This window comes from Phaeodactylibacter xiamenensis, assembly GCF_965229835.1.
Lineage (GTDB): Bacteria > Bacteroidota > Bacteroidia > Chitinophagales > Saprospiraceae > Phaeodactylibacter > Phaeodactylibacter xiamenensis.
Genome location: NZ_OZ245931.1, coordinates 620,617 through 638,477 on the forward strand (window position 1 = coordinate 620,617; position 17,861 = coordinate 638,477).

Here is a 17,861-nt window from a genome sequence, read left to right on the forward strand (position 1 = left end):
AACATTAGCCCGGATTAACAACACACAAAATCACTCAATTAAAACATAAAAATGGCAAAAACACTGGCATTACGTGACGCACTCAACGAAGCGATGTCTGAAGAGATGCGCAGAGACGAGACTGTCTTCCTGATGGGAGAGGAGGTAGCCGAATATAATGGTGCCTATAAAGTCAGTAAAGGCATGTTGGACGAGTTTGGCCCTAAGCGGGTTATTGATACGCCGATTGCCGAACTGGGTTTTGCAGGTATTGGCGTTGGTGCAGCTATGAACGGGCTGCGCCCCATCGTTGAATTCATGACCTGGAACTTTGCAGTCCTGGCTTTCGATCAGATTGTGAATAACGCCGCCAAGACCCTTTCTCAGTCTGCCGGTCAGTTCAAATGCCCCATCGTTTTCCGTGGCCCATCAGGCAGTGCCGGTCAGTTGGCGCAGCAGCACTCCCAAACTTTCGAGAGCTGGATGGCCAATGTCCCAGGGCTGAAAGTCATTTCCTGTGTTGACCCTGCTGATGCCAAGGGGCTGTTGAAGTCTGCTATCCGTGATAACGATCCGGTATGTATGATGGAATCTGAGATGCTATATGGTTACGAAGGCGAAGTGCCGGAGGAAGAGTATCTCATCCCGATCGGCAAGGCCAGAGTGCACCGTGAAGGTTACGATATTACGCTGGTGACTTTCAACAAAATGCTGCTGCCCACACTCGAAGCCGCCAAAGCACTGGAAGGGGAAGGCATTTCTGCGGAAGTGATTGACCTGCGGACCATCCGCCCGCTTGATCACGCTACGATTGTGGAGTCCGTTAAAAAGACCAACCGCCTGGTCGTGATTGACGAAAGCTGGCCATTTGCCGGTGTTTCAGCAGAAATCGCCTACGAAATCCAAAAGTATGCCTTCGACTACCTCGACGCACCGGTGACCCGGGTGAACGCAGCAGACACCTCTCTGCCTTACGCGCCCACACTGGTAGAAGCCTATCTGCCTAATGCCGATAAGATCGTAAAGGCCGCCAAAGAAGTCCTTTACATCAACGCATAAGCCCTCGCGGCACGAAAAAACCAAGCCGGTTGTTTTCCCTGACGGGAAGCGACCGGCTTGTTGTTTAAGGTATATTCCAAAGTGAAAATGATGAGTGAGATCTGGCAGCAGTTCGATTCCGATCAGTGGATGGTGCTATTTATTGCCGCTTTGCTGATTGGTATGGCCAAAGCAGGCATTAAAGGGCTGGGTATGTTTATTGTGCCCATGATGGCGGCTGCTTTCGGAGGTAAAGCCTCTGTGGGGCTCGTCCTCCCCATGCTTTCCATGGCCGATGTATTTGCGGTCAGCTACTACAACCGGCATGCCGAGTGGCACTATATCAAACGGTTGTTGCCCATGGCCGTAGTGGGCGTCCTTATTGCAATCGGGGTAGGCTACTACGTAAATGATGCGGTATTTACAGATATGATCGCCGTTATTATCATCGGGAGCCTGGTGCTGCTGATTTTGCAGGAACGTACGAGTTTTTCCTCTTTCATGGCCAGCAATAAATACGTTGCGGGTGTATTCGGCGGGCTGGGCGGGTTCACCACCATGATTGGGAATGCCGCCGGGCCGGTGATGGCTGTTTACCTGCTGTCCACCCGGATACCTAAGAACAACTACATCGGCACTACGGCCTGGTTCTTTATGATCATCAATCTTTTCAAGTTCCCCTTTCATGTTTTCGTGTGGGGCACCATCACCTGGCACAGTTTTCGGGCCAACCTTTTGGCGCTGCCTGCCATTGTGCTGGGCGTGTTTGTTGGCATCTTAATTGTCAAGCGAATCCCGGAGCTGGCTTTTCGCTACTTTGTAATCGTGATGACTTTTATAATTTCCTTAAAGCTTTTGCTGGGGTGGTAGTAGCAACATTTCGGGTGTCGTCGGCGTTCTATAGTTGTTTCCATGAACATCCTTTGAATAATCCCATGATTACAAGTATCATCCTTGCGGTCCTGCTGACCCGCTCCAAGAAAGTACAGCAGTTTGTAAAGTTGAATTTGCCGCGTGTCCATGCTTACCTTAAGGAACGCGTTAAGATTTAAAATCATTTTAGACTTCCCGGTATTGACTGCTAACGCCTAAAAAAAGAGGCGTCACTCCCTTTACCGGGAATGACGCACTCCGTGATTTGGTTAAGGCTGTTCTTTAAGACAAGCAGTTCATTTAACGCCAGCCACCGCCCAAAGTGCGGTAAATAGCCACTTTAGCCTGCAGCTGTTCCAGTCTTGTCTCCATCAATTCCATTTTAGCATCCAATACTTCCTCCTGAGTAAGGAGTACTTCCACATAGTCAGCACGGGCATTGCGGTACAAGCTGTTCGCAATGCTTACTGATTTGTTCAGAATGTCCACTTCAGCCGTTTTGGTATCGAAACTTTTGGAATAATTGTTAAGCTTGTTAAGCTGATTCAGCAAGTCGGTGTAGGCCGACAGGACGGTTTGTTCATAGGCATAAACGGCTTGAATCTGTTTCGCCGTTGCCATATTGTACCTCGCCTGAATGGCTTTCTTGTTAATCAGAGGCGCCATGAGGTCTCCAGCCAGGTTAAAAACGACAGACTCCGGGCTGGCCAGAAACTTGGGATTGAAAGCCTGAAAGCCGAGCCCGGCAGTAATGTCCAATCTGGGGTAGAAGTCGGCCCGGGCTACATCAATATCCAGATTTGCTGCCGCCAGCTCATATTCTGCCTGACGGATATCCGGCCGGTTTGCCAGTAACTCAGCGGGGACACCTGCCTGAATACTGTCGAGCGGCATATCCATAAAGGACCGGGGGTTCCTGGCCACCTCAGAAGGGTAACGCCCTGCCAGAAAGTTAATCCGGTTTTCAGCTTCCGTTATCTGCTGCTTAATAGCGTACTGCAAGTTCCGGGTATTGAGTAGCTGTGCTTCGAACCGGTTAACAGCAAGCTGGGTGGCGCGGGCGTTTTCCTTTTGGAGCTTCACCTTACTAAGTGCATCCTGCTGTAGTAACAGGTTGTCGTTAATGATTTTGAGCAGATTATCCAGGGCTAGTAGTTCATAATAGGTCTCCGATATCTCCGCAACGAGATTGGTAACCAGGAAATTACGCCCTTCAGTAGCAGCAAGGTAGCGCAATTGAGCTGCATCCTTTGCGTTGCGCAGCTTTCGCCAAATATCCACTTCCCATGTAGCCACAGCGCCCAGCTGAAAGTCACCGAGCGGTTCCGGGAATGCTTTTTCAGGCTCAATATCCAATTGCTCTTCCACCGCGCCGGCTCTGGTATAACGCCCGGGTTTTTCCGCACCTATGCCGGCTCCAAGGCGGACAAAAGGAAGGTATTCCCCTTCTCTTTCCAGTACCTCATTCTGACTGACCTGAATTTCCTGTAGCAGGATATTCAGTTCCTGATTGTTTTGCAATGCCGAGTCAATAAGAGCAATCAGATTGGGGTCGTCAAAGTAAGCCCGCCAACTTATGGTGGCAATATTCGTGCTATCTGTAGCAAGCAACGGCTCGTATTGATCAGGAAGCGTTTGGCTCACTGGCAGAAGTACCTTTTCTGGTACATTGCAACTCCATGCAATGCTGGCCAGCACCAAAAATGTGGCGATTCTGTAAAAGATATTGTTAGTTGTCATTTTTATTGTTTTTTCGGTTCCGTGCCTTCAGCAAGACATCCAGTTTGGTCAGCTTCTTCAAAAGCGAAGCCTGAGAATGCGCCTCCATGTACTCCTCTGAAAGAGAAGAGTGCGCCTCGTCGCGGATCAGATCTCTTCCTTCCACCAGTTTGGCAAAAGCGAAGTAAAGCCCCGGGATTATCAGGACCCCAAAGATGGTACCGAAGAACATTCCTCCAAGGGAGGCAGCACCAATAGTGCGGTTGCCTACCGCGCCAGCACCATGCGCAAGCACGAGTGGTATCAATCCGGCGATAAAGGCAAAAGAGGTCATGAGAATGGGGCGGAAGCGAGCTTTAGCTCCTTCCACAGCAGCATCAAAAATGGAAGCGCCTTCGTTGTGCTTCTGTACTGCAAATTCTACTATCAGTACGGCGTTTTTGCCCAACAGGCCTACGAGCATGATCATACCGATCTGTGCGTAGACGTCATTGGCCAGCCCCATCGCTTTGAGCATAAAAAAGGTGCCAAAGATTCCAACAGGCAGGGAAAGCAGGACGGCAAGCGGAAGCACAAAGCTCTCGTACTGCGCTGCCAGGACCAGGTAGACGAAGAAAATGACCACCAGAAAGATATACAAAGCTTCATTCCCCCGGCTGGCTTCATCATAGGATAATCCTTCCCATGCAATATCATAACCCCGGGGCAGGGTTTGCTCGGCCACTTCTGAGATGGCTTTAATGGCGTCACCTGTGGTAAATCCGGCAGAGGGCAGCCCCCTGATTGCAGCGGAGTTGTAAAGGTTGTAGCGTGTGATCTCGTTGGGGCCCTGGGTTTTTTTGAGCTTCATGAAAGCAGAGTAGGGGACCATTTCTCCGGCTTCATTTTTCACAAACCATTCCTCCATATCGGAGGGGTAGCGGCGGTATTCCGGTGCAGCCTGCGTATAGACTTTGAAGAAACGCCCAAACCGGATAAATCCCTGCTCGTAGGTACTGCCAATCAGAATATTAAGGTTTTCCATAGCAGCGCCAATAGACACGCCCTTCTGCATAGCTGCCTGATTGTCGATCTCCAGTTCATACTGCGGATAATTGGCCGCATAAAAGGTGAATAAACCAGAGAGTTCCTCCCGCTCTTTCAACGCTTTGAGGAAGTTTTGATTGATCTCATCAAACTCCTGATAATCAGTGGAGTTGGTTTTGTCCAGCAAGCGGAAGGAAAAGCCCCCGGAGGAGCCAAATCCAGGTACTGCCGGTGGCTCAAAGTACTCGATAATAGCGCCGAGGTCCTTTGTCTCCTCTTCGAGTTCCTCCATAATTTCATGGACGTTCTTGTCCCGCTTTGACCAGGGTTCGAGGTTGATAAGGCAGGTGCCGGCGTTGGAGCCCCGGCCTTCCGTCATGATTTCGTACCCAGCCAGTGAGGTTACGGATTCAATTCCGTCAACTTCTTCAGCAATAGCCTGAAGTTTACGGGCCACCTCATTGGTTATTTCCAGTGTGGAGCCCGGAGGGGTTTGTATAATCGCATAGATAGTCCCCTGATCCTCATTGGGGACAAAGCCGGCAGGGAGGATTTTGTTTTCATAAACAATACCGGCAATGAACAGGGCCAGCACGCCAAAGGTGACCAACCGCCTGGCGACTACCTTGTTGAGCACGCGGACGTAGAAGCCTGTACCTTTGTCAAACAAACGGTTGAAGCCATTGATAAAGCGGTCAAACAGTGAATTCTTTCGCTTGCCATGGTTGTTTTTGAGGATAATGGCACAGAGGACGGGCGTTAAGGTAAGGGCCACAAGACCAGAGATTACGATAGAGCTTGCCATCGTGATGGCGAATTGCCGGTAGAAAACCCCTACCGGCCCCGTCATAAAGACAATCGGCAGGAATACCGATGCCATAACGAGGGTGATAGCAATAATGGCGCCGGTTAGTTCCCCCATTGCTTTTTGTGTAGCCTTGTAAGGAGAGAGCGAAGGGTCTTCCTCCATTTTAGCATGCACGGCCTCCACTACCACGATGGCATCATCCACGACCACCCCAATGGCCAGGACAAGGGCAAAAAGTGTAATAAGGTTAACGGACATGCCCGCAAGGTTGATAAAGAAGAAGGCCCCAATGAGGGAGACCGGCACAGCAAGAATAGGAATGAGGGTGGAGCGCCAGTCGCCCAGAAAAATAAATACCACAAGTGCTACCAAGAAGAAAGCATCGCGTATGGTATGTATGACCTGCTCGATAGAGGCGTCCAAAAACCTGGATACATCATAGCTATACTGGTATTTGATACCGGCAGGGAACTCCTTTTCCAGTTCAGCTATTTTGGCTTTGACCTCTTCAATTACATCGCTACCGTTGCTCCCCAGTGTCTGCTTAAGTACGATGGAAGAAGAGGGCTTGCCGTCCAGGTTGGAGTAGATATCAAAAAACTCACTGCCCAGTTCTACCTCAGCAATGTTTTTAAGTTTTATCTGCTCACCCTCTTCCGTACTTTTGACGATGATCTCTTCGTACTGTTCAGGGGTGTTGTAGCGGCCAGGGTAAGTGAGCACATATTCCAGCGATTGCGCTGCTTTGCCCGAACTGCGTCCCAGCCGGCCAGGCCGGGCAATCAGGCTTTGTTCCTCCATGGCTTTCAGGACTTCCTCTGCTGATATTTTGTAGGCGCGCATCCGGTCGGGTTTGAGCCACACCCGCATGGCGTATTTCCGGGAGCCCAGAATATTGGCCCGGGCAATCCCTTTTATCCGCTGAAGTTCCGGGATGACCTTGGTATAGGCATAATTGTACAGGAATTTTTCGTCAATGTTGCTGCCTTTGTCGCTGTAGAGGTTGACATACAGCAACATACTGGGCTGAATAGGGGTGATGATAACCCCTTCCCGCTGTACCAGGGGCGGCAGGTTAGGCATCACCTGGTCTACCCGTGTTTTGACACGGACTACCGCCTGATTGGGGTCGGTGCCGGGCTCAAATACGATGCGGATGGTCCCCTCACCAGCGCTCGTCGCATCCGAGGCGATGTACCGCATGCCTTGTACACCATTAATTGCCGTCTCCAGTGGGATAAGCGTGGACTTGGTCAGCACATCCGCACTTGACCCCGGATAGGCGACAAAGATATTGACTGTTGTAGGCGCAATAGATGGGAATTGTGAAATGGGGAGCTGGAAAATCGAGAGCAGCCCCACAAAAACTATCGTTACCGATAATACAATGGCCAATACGGGCCTCTTCAATATATTTTGAAACATGGTTGTATACTTTTGACCTCAGTTTATTTACTCCGCGTGCAGCTCCAGTTCAGCAAATACCTTTGCAGCAGCTTTCTTTTCGTACTCGATATGGTCACCGTTCTGCACTTTCCGCAACCCTTCAATAAGGATCTGATCGTCCAGGCTCAGGCCATCTTTCACGACATAAAGGTGATTTAATTCCGCACCGACCTTGATTTCCTGTGAGCTGACATGACCATCCTGACTGACCAGGAAGACGTACTTTTTATCCAGAATTTCAAAGGTGGCTTTCTGCGGGATAATAACGACTTCACTGAGCTCCACCGACCACAGGATATTTCCGGTTTGCCCGTGCCGCAGCAATCTGTCCGGATTTTGGAAGGTCGCCCGGAATGGGATAGTACCGGTTGCATTATTGAAGTCAGATTCAATCGCGGTAACCATGCCTTCGTGTTCGAACAGTTCGTTGTTGGCCAGTTTCAGTTTTAGTGAAGCGGGAGTGGAGGATTTGACCTGCTTCATATAATCGAGGTAGGTTGCTTCGGGAACGTTGAAGTAGACCCACATTTTGCTGTTGTCAGAAAGTGTAGTCAGTAATTCACCTTCATCCAGCAAACTGCCCAGGCGCACATCTTCAAACTGCCCGATAATGCCACTAAAGGGCGCACGAACCTCGGTAAAGTTGAGATGAGCCTGCATAAGAGCGGAGTCAGCCCGGGCTCTTTGAAGATTGGCGTTTGCCAGCGCCAATTCATTTTTAGAAACGATATTGCTATCGGCCAGCACCTTTGTATTTTGAAACTCAATGGCTGCCCTTCCAACTTCTGCCTGCGCCTTTTGCATCTCGGCCTGATAAATAGTGGGCTGAATCTGAAAGAGCAGTTGCCCCTTTTGCACGTACTGCCCTTCATCAACTAGGATTTTCTGAAGGTACCCCTTCTCCAGGGCCCGGAGTTCTATATGCTGATAAGCATGAATCTGGCTGACGTAGTTTTTGTAGTAGAGGGTGTCCTTTTTCATAGGGTTAGTCACTTCGAGTGTCCCTATCTCGTGTTTCTTATGCGTTTCATGTTCACAGCTGCTTAGGGCTATTACCGTAACAAGCAGGCACAGGAAAACAATCTTTGTATTCATGATTTTCAAACTTATAATTGTGGAAATACATCGCCACCCGCATCTTCCATCCGGAGGGCGGCTCAATTTTCTAAGCAAAAGCGGGTATGTTGACTACAGCGACAGATCGATAGCAGGTACGCCTGTCTGTTTCCATTTCAAACAATGTTTGAAATAGGCCATAAAAGCTCCTGGCTTAATGGGCAAATGCACGCATCAAACCATACCGGAGCCTTGGGAGCACCTGCACAATGTGGGCCATAGCCGTTGATCGGCCTAATTTCGAAATACCTGAAATAGAATGAAAAGGGGAGTGGAGAGGGAAAAAGCTAAGGTGCTTTCGGAGAGCAATAAATTGGTGAACGCTGATGAAGGTTCACGTTTGCTCAGAGAGAAGATAGCGACATCAGCGACATCGCCGGTATGCGTTTCTTCGTCTTTTTCCTCTACAGACTCCGAAAAGAAGGGAACTACAGCGAGCCAATCGGAGGCAGAAGCTGTAGCTGCATATTCATCGTCTGCCGAGGCGGCAATCTGTATTCCTGCAACTGTGGCAACAGGCTTGGTGTCTGCCCCAAGAGACTGGGACAGGCTAAGCAAGACCAGGAAACAAAAATGAAACAGATTCATTTGAAATATTTTAACGCGACAAAGCTAGATCAATTTGTGACAAAAAACAATTCGATTATTGAGTTTTTTACCTTTTTGCCCAAAATCCCGCCATCCTTTAGTCGCCTTTTGCGCTCCATGTGATTCATTTCACTTAACCTTAAGGCTGTTTTCCTTTGCTTTGTCAAAAAGCAATTAGACATGACGGTAACACGAATTATGCTTGCAGTAGCAGTAACTGTTTTGCTTGCCCAAAACGTTCAGGCACAGCACCATGAAGCCAATACGGCGCTCCATACCGAGCCCAGGGCGTATTCTGATGAGCCCCATTTCCGGTTTGCCTCATTTATCAGCCATACTTTTATTCCGGGCCTTTCGGATGGCGGCAGGATTGCCATTCCTTCCTACGGTGTGGATTTGGAGTATTGGTTCAATAACCGTTGGGGAGTGGGCTTGCACAACGATATTGAACTGGAGACTTTCATCGTGGAACGGGAAAACAATGAATTCACAGAGCGCCGTTTTCCAATTGTGACAACTTTAGATTTGTTATATCACCTTAATTCCGGGATTGTTTTTGTTATCGGCCCGGGACTGGAGTTTGACATTACCGAACAGTTTATGTTATTCCGGATCGGTGTGGAATACGAACTGGAGCTCGAGCACCACTGGGACCTGTATCCTACTATATTCTACGATATGCGAGCTGACGCTTTTACCACCTTCACGTTTGGCTTAGGCGTAGGAAAACGATTCTAAAAAAGGAGCCCCGCTTTTAAGCTTAGAAAAGCAATTAGGCAGCGATTTTTTCGTGGCATTTGGTCTTTCTGGTGCAATGGTCTACTTTTACCGGTGCATATTGAAGTGCAGGAACTGCCATCAATAAAACACTTCAGACCAGCATGCCATTCAGACCTTTGTTTAGAAAACGGCCGCCTGCCCCTTCCCTTAAAGGTGACCTATCGGGAGCATTCCTGGCTGCCATCATCGCATTGCCTATGGCACTGGCCTTCGGTGTGCAGTCCGGGCTTGGTCCGGAAGCAGGCTTGTACACCGCCATTATCCTGGCTATTGTTGCCGGTATTTTTGGAGGCACGAACACGCTGATCTCCGATCCGACCGGTCCTATGACTGTGGTGGCTGCCACAGTGGTTACTACCGGCCTGGTGCAATCCGGTGGCGATTTGAGCAACGCTGTACCGCTCATTATTGCGACTTTTCTCCTTGCTGCCCTGCTGGAGTTGCTGTTTGGTATTTTCGATTTTGGCCGCTTTGTGAAGTTCATGCCTTATCCGGTCTTATCGGGGTTTATGGCGGGTATCGGGTTGATCATCATTGCGGCGCAGATCTTCCCCATCCTTGGCCTGGATAATCCGGGCGGATTTTTAACTATTATGACCAGTCTGGGTGGGGTAGAGATGGTGAATACACAGGCCATTGGGCTGGGCCTGCTTTCCATCGCTATCGTTTACCTTTTTCCCAAGCTTACCCGGCGGGTACCTTCCATACTGGTGTCGCTTATTGCCTGTACGGTTTTAGCTCTTGGGCTAAAATTGGATGTGCCCGTTATTGGTGAAATACCGACCCAACTGCCCGCTCTTCAGCTCAACCGGCTGCTGGAACTGGAAGTTGGAGACCTGCAGTACATCATCACGCCGGCGGTCATGCTGGGTGGGCTGGGCGTCATTGACTCCCTGCTGACTTCAGTGGTCGCGGACAACCTGACCAAAACCAAGCACAACAGCCGCTGGACAATAATCGGGCAGGGGGCAGGAAACTTCCTGTCTGCTGCATTCGGAGGATTGCCCGGGGCTGGCGCCACAATGGGCACAGTCACCAATATTAATGCCGGTGCCCAAACCAAGCGATCGGGCCTGCTAAAGGGGGTTATATTGCTGTTGATTGTGCTTACTACTGCGGATTACGTGCGCTATATTCCTATGAGTGTACTGGGCGGTATATTGGTCACTGTTGGAGCGAGTATCATAGACACCAAGGGAATCAAAATGTTCTTCCGGATTCCGAAATCGGATGCAGCGACCTGGGCCATTGTCCTTCTCGTGACCCTCTTCGATAACCTGCTCAATGCCGTTGCAATAGGGTTTGTGGCTTCTTCAATTTTCTTTATGAATAAAATGAGCCGCTCCCTGACTTCCTCACAGGAGTCAAAAACGCTTCAGGATTTTATGGGTGAAAGTCAGGCGATGCCGGAGGAGCTTGCTGAGCGGATTTATGTGCAGTCTTTCGACGGCCCGATGTTTTTTGGGTTTGCCAACCGGTACCGCGAACACTGCCACGACATAAAAGGGGTGGATGCAGTCATCATAAGGATGGAAAGGGTGCCATTTATGGACCAAAGCGGGATGGTCACACTGGAAGATGTTATCACCGATTGGCAAAAGCGCGGGATTACTGTTTATATCACAGGAGCTAATGACCTGATCAAAGAGAGTTTTGCGCGGGTACAGCTCCTTCCGGATGTCCTCGAAGAAGATCAGTTTTTCAACAGCTTTCAAGAGTGTGTAAATACCCTGAAAGCCGAAATGACGCTTTCTTAATGCCGTATATCACTACCGACGATTTTTCAGAAGCCTACTCCAAGCTACATCAGCGGGGGCTGGCCTTTTTAGCTTCCAAGTTTTCCTGGGCAGCCCAGGACCGTACGCGCAGTGCCTTTGATGATTTAGGGCTGCAGGCGGCCAATTGGTGGATTGTCCCTGCCGTCCGGCAACGCTGGAATAGCCTTATTACAGGGCAGCCGGAATTGCCCTATGAGCCTTATTTTATGCAGCAGCACCTAAACGGGAAGACAGGGCTGCGCATGCTTTCTATAGGATCAGGGATTTGCAGCCACGAAATGGTATTTGCTCAAAGCCCGCACTTCAGTCAGGTGGTTTGTGTGGACATTGCCGGCAATTTGCTAAAGGCGGCAGCAGCCAAAGCCCGGGAGCTTGGGCTTGCCAATATGGAATTCCGGGAAGTGGACCTGTATAAAATGGATTGGCCTGAGGAAACCTACGATGTGGTGTTCTTTCACGCCTCACTTCATCACTTTGAAGCAGTAGAAGACCTCTTACAGACCAAAGTGCCAACCACCTTAAAGCAGGGCGGGCTCGTTTTGATAAACGAGTACGCAGGCCCCAACCGGTTGCAGTATCCTAAGGCTCAAATCCGGGCGATCAATGAAGCGCTGCAGCTCATCCCGGAGGCTTACCGCCGCCGCTTCAAAACTGATATACTTAAGCGGTGGGTTTCCGGACCGGGGCTTTGGCGGATGATCCTGGCAGACCCTTCAGAGTGCGTTGATTCAGAATCAATTATCCCGGCTCTGCACCGGCATTTTGAGGTGGTGGAAGAACGCCCTTACGGGGGCAACCTGCTGATGCTTGTGCTAAAGGATATTGCGCACCATTTTGTTGATACTCATCCGGAATCAGAACGGGTACTGCAACGAATTTTTGCTGCGGAAGATGCCTATCTGGAAGACCATAAAAGCGACTTTATCTACGGCGTTTACCGGAAAAATTAGTCCTGCATCGACCGTAAATATTGGTGTACGCTTGCTGATAAGAACCGGATATCCTCTCCCCATAAACCTTTGTTAGACAATACTTTATTCACTATAAAATCCGGTGTTTCCAATGCCCAGCACGCCTCAAAGAAGTTGACGGTCTCTTCGCTGTCTCTGGGCAAACCCGCAATATCGCCTTTGTACAACAGGATAAGCGCTGCCAGCGACTGGGCAATATGCTCAGGCAATGTATTCATTTTTTGATGATAGGCTATGGCAGTTGGCAGTAATCTGACCCTGAATTTGGAAGTGCTGTTCAGCGCGATGTCTGATAATTTGTGATGAATATAGGGGTTTCGGAAGCGGTCAAGGATGGCCACAATGTAATTCTTTGTTTCCTGAATGCCAAACGGCAGGGTAGGGGCGATTTCTTGTTGAAGCAAATCGGTAAGCCAGGCGCCCCATTGTGGATGCTCTACAAATTCACGCACAGTCTGTACACCGTTTGTCAGGCCTATAGGCACCATAGCGGTATGCGCGCCGTTCAGCAACCTGACTTTGAGCGTGCGGAAGCGGTCCAAATCATCCGTGAAGACAACATTTTGCCGGGTGTGGTCAAAGGGGAGTTCCCGCTTCACCTGCTCAGGAGCTTCTATAGCCCAAAGGAGGTAGGGCTCGGCGGTGACCAATTCGCGGTCTTCCCATCCGGTTTCCGCCCAGATATCTGCTGCATTAGCCGGTGCGCCCGGGACGATCCGGTCCACGAGGGTATTGCAGAAAATGTTGTGGGTTACAATCCAGGACTCAAAGGGCTCGCCAAGGTTCCAGTGCCTGGCGTACTTCAGGATACAATGCTTTAGTTCCTGTCCGTTTTGCTCAATTAATTCGCAGGGCAGGAAGATCAATCCTTTGTCCTCTGCGCCTTCGAAGTGCTGGAAGCGATGGAACAGCCATTGGGTGAGTTTGCCGGGGAATTCTTTAGCTGGAGCACCTGTGGGCATAGGTTCTTCGCGGAAGGTAATGCCGGCTTCAGTAGTGTTGGAAAGCACGAAGCGAACTTCAGGCAGGGTAGCAGAAGACATATAAGCTGCCCAGTTTTGGTACGGGTGTATGATTTGCTGTATGCATTCCACCCGTTTGATCTCCCGGACCGGTTGCCCTTCTTGTATGCCTTGGGTCAGTACATGAAAGAGCCCGTCTTGTTGCCGGAGGCTTGCGTAGTCACCACGAGCCGTAGGTTTCACCAAAGCTACACCACCATCAAAAGCCGTCTCCTCGTTCAGGATTTGAATGAGGTAGTCTGCGAAAGCGCGCAGAAAATTACCGCCTCCAAATTGAAGGACACGAATAGGGTGGGCCGCTTCCCGGCCCACCACAGTTCTGCTCAATAGCTTCATTCAGCGTTTAGATTTTTATTGCCTTCAGGTAGTCTGCATCCGCTTTGGCGCAATCTATCGGTGCACACTCATCGTAGCGTTCCTGTTCTACGATGTAATAAGCCATGCCTTGCTTCTCAGCGACATCCAAAATTTTTGGATAATCGATAGTGCCGTTGCCAAGGACGCAGGAAGCCGCGCGCTCTTCAGCAGGCACATCCTTCATCCGGTCTTTGACGTGAGACAGCTTAAAGCGGCCGGGGTATTTCTCCAAATATTCTATTGGATCCGCACCACCGGTTACTACCCAGTAAATATCCATTTCAAAGTCTACAGTATCAGGATCCGTATTTTCCATCATGTAATCCTGTATGATCTGTCCTTCCAGCTCCTGAAAGGAATAATCATGGTTGTGGTAGCCAAACCGGAGACCATATTTCTTGGCAATAGCGCCACATTCATTGAATTGGTCTACTACGCGCTTGTAATCATCGAGTGACTCTTTCATCCCGATGTAAGGGCAAATCAGATAAGGCATTCCGATTTCTCCGGCCTGCTGTGCTTTTTGCTCAAAATCTTTGTTGATGTCGCAGTGAGAGGAAATGGCGTCCATGCCCAGTTCATCCAGATAGGCTTTGTACTCCGTATTAGTCATGCCCCAGAAGATGCCGTCTTTGCCTTCGTAGCTTTCAATTTGTTTGTAGCCGAATTCAGAGAGCGCTTTCAGTACGCCTTTAGGGTCTTCGGCAATGATATCACGAAGGGTCCAAAGCTGTATGCCGAATTTATCGAGCTTTTGGCCTGTTTCTGCCATTTTCTCCGCCGCTGCTGCAGCATCCTCGTTTCCTGTTGCCCCATTTGCCGATTCGCTGCTACAGCCATAGTAGGGGAGTAGCGCTGCTGCTACAGCTGCCTTGGTAGATTGCTTCAAAAATTTACGCCGGTCTTGCATAGGTGATGGTTTTTGTTTTGAAATAATGCGAAAAGATAAAAAATATGTGGCAGAGTAGATTGTGGAGCTGAGGAAGAAATAGAACAGGGATTCCGCTTTTTCAAAACCTTATTTAACATAATATAAATTATAGGGTAAAATATAACCAGGAAATAGTGGCTTAAAGCCGTCTACAGTACTTTGAAACCAAGCTGCGAAAGTATGATACCCCTGAACATCAGAGCGTACTGTCTTCTGAATTAGATGAGCTGCCCTTAGAGCTTTGCTTAAATTTACTCTACAGACATCTCTGTATGTCCTCAGCTTGTCCATCGGCTGAAATGTCAATTTTCGCCAAAACATCTAAACTAAGCGATTTCGCGTAAATTCCAAGCTCAATTAACATGACTTGCCTGAATTAAAAAACGCGCTTAAAATGCAACCCGTTTTCACTCATTCGGCATAAACAATTTGTTTACTCCTACCCTAATTTGCTTTATTCTGATCAAAATAAAACATTGTGGACTATTATCGTAGGTTACATAACACATCCGTCAGCGTTATCTATTTAGGTGAATCTGCTTTCCGCAGGTCGCTTACAAACTAAAATTATCAGATTTTCCTTTCGAATTACACGAATACCGACTGAGTATGAGATCCAATACCACCCTCCTGCCACTTCTCTTTTTCACCTGTTTTATCCTGGGATGCACATTTGAATCTATAGCACAATCCACTGAAATACAGCATCTTTCGGGTATTGATAAAGACCATACGATTGAATGGGGCTTCCATATCGATCGCGGCATGAACAGCGGGAAATGGACTACAATTCCTGTGCCCTCTAACTGGGAAACTGAAGGGTTCGGGGTGTACAACTATGGCCGCGGCAAGCAGCCGGAGTCTAACGAAACCGGAACTTATCGGCATAAATTTACCGTACCTGCCTCTTGGAAAGATAAATCTGTACATATTGTTTTCGAGGGTTCCATGACGGATACCAAGGTGTTCATTAATGGCAAATCTGCTGGCCCAACGCATCAGGGCAGTTTCTACCGGTTCAAATATGATATCTCCAGCCTGCTGAAGTATGGTGCTGATAACGAACTGGAAGTTGTGGTTAAAAACTGGTCGGACAACCCTTCTGTCAATACTGCAGAACGGGAAGCCGATTACTGGGTTTTTGGTGGCATCTACCGGCCGGTCTACCTGGAGGCTAAACCTCAGGCGCACATTGAGTGGACAGCCATTGATGCCAAAGCGGATGGCTCATTCCTGGCCAATATTTACCTGAGTAATGCCCGTAAAGCAGATGCCGTGGAAGCGCAGGTGACAGATATGGAAGGCAACCCAGTAGGAAACCCCTTCTCCTCTCCTATTGAAAAAGGCATGGATATGGTCGTGGTTTCCCAAAAGCTTAGTGGCGTAAAAACCTGGTCGCCGGAATTCCCCAATCGCTATCAGGTGAGGTTCAGCCTGATGGCTAAAGGGACACCTATGCACACGGTTACGGAGGCCTTCGGCTTCAGAACGGTAGAACTCCGCCCTCACGATGGATTCTATGTAAATGGGCAAAAAATCAAGTTTAAAGGTGTGAACCGCCATAGTTTCTGGCCGGCATCCGGCAGGACAACCAGTTACCAGATCAGCGTAGATGATGTCAACCTGATCAAGGACATGAATATGAACGCCGTAAGGATGGCACACTACCCACCAGACAAGCACTTTCTGGAAGTATGCGATTCACTCGGTTTATTTGTGCTGAATGAGCTGGCCGGCTGGCAAACGGCCTATGACACCGTAGTGGGCCGTCAGCTCGTAAAGGAATTGGTCACACGGGATGTCAACCATCCGTCCATCGTAATCTGGGACAATGGCAATGAAGGCGGTAACAATTTTGCACTCGATGATGACTTCCATCTTTATGACCCGCAAAAAAGGCCAGTAATCCATCCCTGGGCAAAATTCCGGGACACCGATACGCAGCATTACAAAAGCTTTGGCTGCTGTGCCGATGGATTATTCAATGGAGACGACGTTTTCTTTCCCACAGAGTTCCTCCACGGGTTGTACGATGGCGGGCACGGGGCCGGGCTTGATGATTTTTGGAAAGCGATGGTAGACCATCCCCTGTCGGCAGGTGGCTTTCTCTGGGCACTGGTGGACGAATGTGTGCAACGCTCGGACCGGGATGGCGAACTCGACTGTCAGCGCAGTAACGCACCGGACGGCATCGTAGGCCCTTACCGGGAAAAGGAAGCGAGTTTCTTCACGATTAAGGAGATTTGGTCGCCGGTGTACCTGGATCTTCAGCACATACCGGCTTCGTTTGATGGGGTAATCCCTGTCCACAACCGGTTTCACTATACCAATCTCAATCAATGTCAATTCAAGTGGCAGTTGGTGGATTTCCCGGCAGCAGGTGCCCCGAATACCGCTCCAATTATCCGGCAGGAGAAGGAAGTGCTGGCAGGAAACATCAAACCCTGGGAATGGGGTAAATTGGAATTAGGGCTTCCAGAAAACTGGCGGCAATATCAGGGATTGCTGCTCACCGCAACCGACCCGCACGGCAGGGAAATCTTCACCTGGTCATGGGCATTGCAAACGGAAGCGCAAATCATTGAAAGCCTTCTACCCCCTGCCACCAATAAGGCAACCGCAAAAGAAAAAAATGGCATCCTGCTCACTTCAGCCAAAGGAGTCGAGATCGGTATTGGTTTAGCAAGCGGTCTGATCGAGACCGTAAGCAACGAAAGAGGCGGTTTTCCTTTCTCGGGAGGCCCTTTACCCGATACGGTCATCGGTGCCTCCACTTTCAAGTCCATCAAGCACTATTCCGATGGCAACGACTATGTCATTGAGGCTGAATTTGAAGGCGTTTTAAGAAAGGTAGTTTACAGGATGCTGGGCAGCGGTCTCCTCCAGATCGACTACGCCTATCTCCCCGGAAACAGCACCTACGACTTCCTTGGCGTAAGCTTTGATTACCCCGAAGATCAGGTGACTGGGGTGAAGTATTTGGGCAGGGGCCCTTACCGCGTTTGGAAGAATCGCAGGAAAGGCCTGCAGTTCGGCCTTTGGGAGAAAGCCTACAACAATACGGTAACCGGAGAGACTTGGGACTATCCTGAATTCAAAGGTTACCACGACGAAGTCTATTGGGCGGAAATTCAAACGAAAGCGCAACCCTTTACTTTAATGATCGCCTCAAACCATTTATTCCTCCACCTTTTCACCCCAGAGGAGCCTAAGGGCGCCTACAATACCAATACAGATGGGAAATTTCCCGGGAAGAATATTTCAATCCTTCATGCGATAAGCCCCATCGGCACCAAATTCAAGCAACCGGAGAACCTGGGGCCGCAGAGCTACGCCAATGAGTTTTTTGCCAACCGGGACCGGCCTCATTTCTATTTGAATGGCCGTATTTATTTGGACTTCAGGAAAAAAGATTGATGCCAGGAAAAT

The 17,861-nt window shown here is 49.3% G+C and carries 12 protein-coding genes; 6 read left to right on the forward strand and 6 right to left on the reverse strand.

Going from position 1 to position 17,861, the window contains the following annotated elements; genetic code table 11:
- The first annotated feature begins 51 nt into the window (after positions 1 to 51).
- Positions 52 to 1,038: a pyruvate dehydrogenase complex E1 component subunit beta gene (locus ACO08I_RS02280; protein ID WP_421948343.1), complete on the forward strand. Its 987-nt coding sequence runs from the start codon at positions 52 to 54 to the stop codon at positions 1,036 to 1,038.
- Between the two features lie 87 nt (positions 1,039 to 1,125).
- Entirely contained in the window at positions 1,126 to 1,887 is a 762-nt protein-coding gene (locus tag ACO08I_RS02285; RefSeq protein ID WP_152605207.1) for a sulfite exporter TauE/SafE family protein, read from the forward strand.
- A gap of 303 nt (positions 1,888 to 2,190) precedes the next feature.
- Here the strand turns inward: ACO08I_RS02285 and ACO08I_RS02290 are convergent, their stop codons facing one another.
- The 4 genes from ACO08I_RS02290 to ACO08I_RS02305 form a co-directional block, all read right to left on the reverse strand.
- On the reverse strand, positions 2,191 to 3,630 hold the full coding sequence (locus tag ACO08I_RS02290) for a TolC family protein (protein WP_421948344.1): 1,440 nt from the start codon (positions 3,628 to 3,630) through the stop codon (positions 2,191 to 2,193).
- Complete coding sequence (locus ACO08I_RS02295) at positions 3,620 to 6,868, reverse strand: efflux RND transporter permease subunit (protein ID WP_282784959.1); 3,249 nt, start codon at positions 6,866 to 6,868, stop codon at positions 3,620 to 3,622. Before ACO08I_RS02295 ends, ACO08I_RS02290 begins: the two co-directional genes overlap by 11 nt.
- A gap of 27 nt (positions 6,869 to 6,895) precedes the next feature.
- Positions 6,896 to 7,984, reverse strand: coding sequence for an efflux RND transporter periplasmic adaptor subunit (locus ACO08I_RS02300; protein WP_421948345.1), 1,089 nt, complete (start codon positions 7,982 to 7,984; stop codon positions 6,896 to 6,898).
- Positions 7,985 to 8,239: 255 nt separating this feature from the next.
- Positions 8,240 to 8,593, reverse strand: a complete 354-nt coding sequence (locus ACO08I_RS02305; protein ID WP_421948346.1) for a hypothetical protein — start codon at positions 8,591 to 8,593, stop codon at positions 8,240 to 8,242.
- A gap of 180 nt (positions 8,594 to 8,773) precedes the next feature.
- Here ACO08I_RS02305 and ACO08I_RS02310 point away from each other — a divergent pair, with 180 nt between their 5' ends.
- The 3 genes from ACO08I_RS02310 (at position 8,774) to ACO08I_RS02320 (ending at position 12,101) form a co-directional block, all read left to right on the forward strand.
- Positions 8,774 to 9,331: a hypothetical protein gene (locus ACO08I_RS02310; RefSeq protein ID WP_421948347.1), complete on the forward strand. Its 558-nt coding sequence runs from the start codon at positions 8,774 to 8,776 to the stop codon at positions 9,329 to 9,331.
- Between the two features lie 143 nt (positions 9,332 to 9,474).
- Positions 9,475 to 11,130 (forward strand): SulP family inorganic anion transporter, encoded by a 1,656-nt coding sequence (locus ACO08I_RS02315; protein WP_421948348.1) that lies wholly within the window; start codon positions 9,475 to 9,477, stop codon positions 11,128 to 11,130.
- Entirely contained in the window at positions 11,130 to 12,101 is a 972-nt protein-coding gene (locus ACO08I_RS02320) for a class I SAM-dependent methyltransferase (protein WP_421948349.1), read from the forward strand. The genes ACO08I_RS02315 and ACO08I_RS02320 overlap by 1 nt, the downstream gene beginning before the upstream one ends.
- On the opposite strand, the gene ACO08I_RS02325 is transcribed toward ACO08I_RS02320, so the two are convergent.
- Both ACO08I_RS02325 and ACO08I_RS02330 read right to left on the reverse strand, forming a co-directional pair.
- A complete protein-coding gene (locus tag ACO08I_RS02325; protein ID WP_421948350.1) occupies positions 12,098 to 13,480 on the reverse strand; it encodes a tagaturonate reductase in 1,383 nt (460 codons plus the stop codon). The two genes, ACO08I_RS02320 and ACO08I_RS02325, sit on opposite strands and share 4 nt — an antisense overlap.
- Before the next feature lie 7 nt (positions 13,481 to 13,487).
- Entirely contained in the window at positions 13,488 to 14,411 is a 924-nt protein-coding gene (locus ACO08I_RS02330; RefSeq protein WP_421948351.1) for a sugar phosphate isomerase/epimerase family protein, read from the reverse strand.
- A gap of 630 nt (positions 14,412 to 15,041) precedes the next feature.
- Here ACO08I_RS02330 and ACO08I_RS02335 point away from each other — a divergent pair.
- Positions 15,042 to 17,849: a glycoside hydrolase family 2 TIM barrel-domain containing protein gene (locus ACO08I_RS02335; RefSeq protein ID WP_421948352.1), complete on the forward strand. Its 2,808-nt coding sequence runs from the start codon at positions 15,042 to 15,044 to the stop codon at positions 17,847 to 17,849.
- The last annotated feature ends 12 nt before the right edge of the window (positions 17,850 to 17,861 follow it).

What these genes read in the sequence shown, in the direction of transcription:
- ACO08I_RS02280 (WP_421948343.1), top strand. Translation starts at nt 52, where the DNA reads ATGGCAAAAACACTGGCATTACGTGACGCACTCAACGAAGCGATGTCT.
- ACO08I_RS02285 (WP_152605207.1), top strand. Translation starts at nt 1,126, where the DNA reads ATGATGAGTGAGATCTGGCAGCAGTTCGATTCCGATCAGTGGATGGTG.
- ACO08I_RS02290 (WP_421948344.1), bottom strand. Translation starts at nt 3,630, where the DNA reads ATGACAACTAACAATATCTTTTACAGAATCGCCACATTTTTGGTGCTG.
- ACO08I_RS02295 (WP_282784959.1), bottom strand. Translation starts at nt 6,868, where the DNA reads ATGTTTCAAAATATATTGAAGAGGCCCGTATTGGCCATTGTATTATCG.
- ACO08I_RS02300 (WP_421948345.1), bottom strand. Translation starts at nt 7,984, where the DNA reads ATGAATACAAAGATTGTTTTCCTGTGCCTGCTTGTTACGGTAATAGCC.
- ACO08I_RS02305 (WP_421948346.1), bottom strand. Translation starts at nt 8,593, where the DNA reads ATGAATCTGTTTCATTTTTGTTTCCTGGTCTTGCTTAGCCTGTCCCAG.
- ACO08I_RS02310 (WP_421948347.1), top strand. Translation starts at nt 8,774, where the DNA reads ATGACGGTAACACGAATTATGCTTGCAGTAGCAGTAACTGTTTTGCTT.
- ACO08I_RS02315 (WP_421948348.1), top strand. Translation starts at nt 9,475, where the DNA reads ATGCCATTCAGACCTTTGTTTAGAAAACGGCCGCCTGCCCCTTCCCTT.
- ACO08I_RS02320 (WP_421948349.1), top strand. Translation starts at nt 11,130, where the DNA reads ATGCCGTATATCACTACCGACGATTTTTCAGAAGCCTACTCCAAGCTA.
- ACO08I_RS02325 (WP_421948350.1), bottom strand. Translation starts at nt 13,480, where the DNA reads ATGAAGCTATTGAGCAGAACTGTGGTGGGCCGGGAAGCGGCCCACCCT.
- ACO08I_RS02330 (WP_421948351.1), bottom strand. Translation starts at nt 14,411, where the DNA reads ATGCAAGACCGGCGTAAATTTTTGAAGCAATCTACCAAGGCAGCTGTA.
- ACO08I_RS02335 (WP_421948352.1), top strand. Translation starts at nt 15,042, where the DNA reads ATGAGATCCAATACCACCCTCCTGCCACTTCTCTTTTTCACCTGTTTT.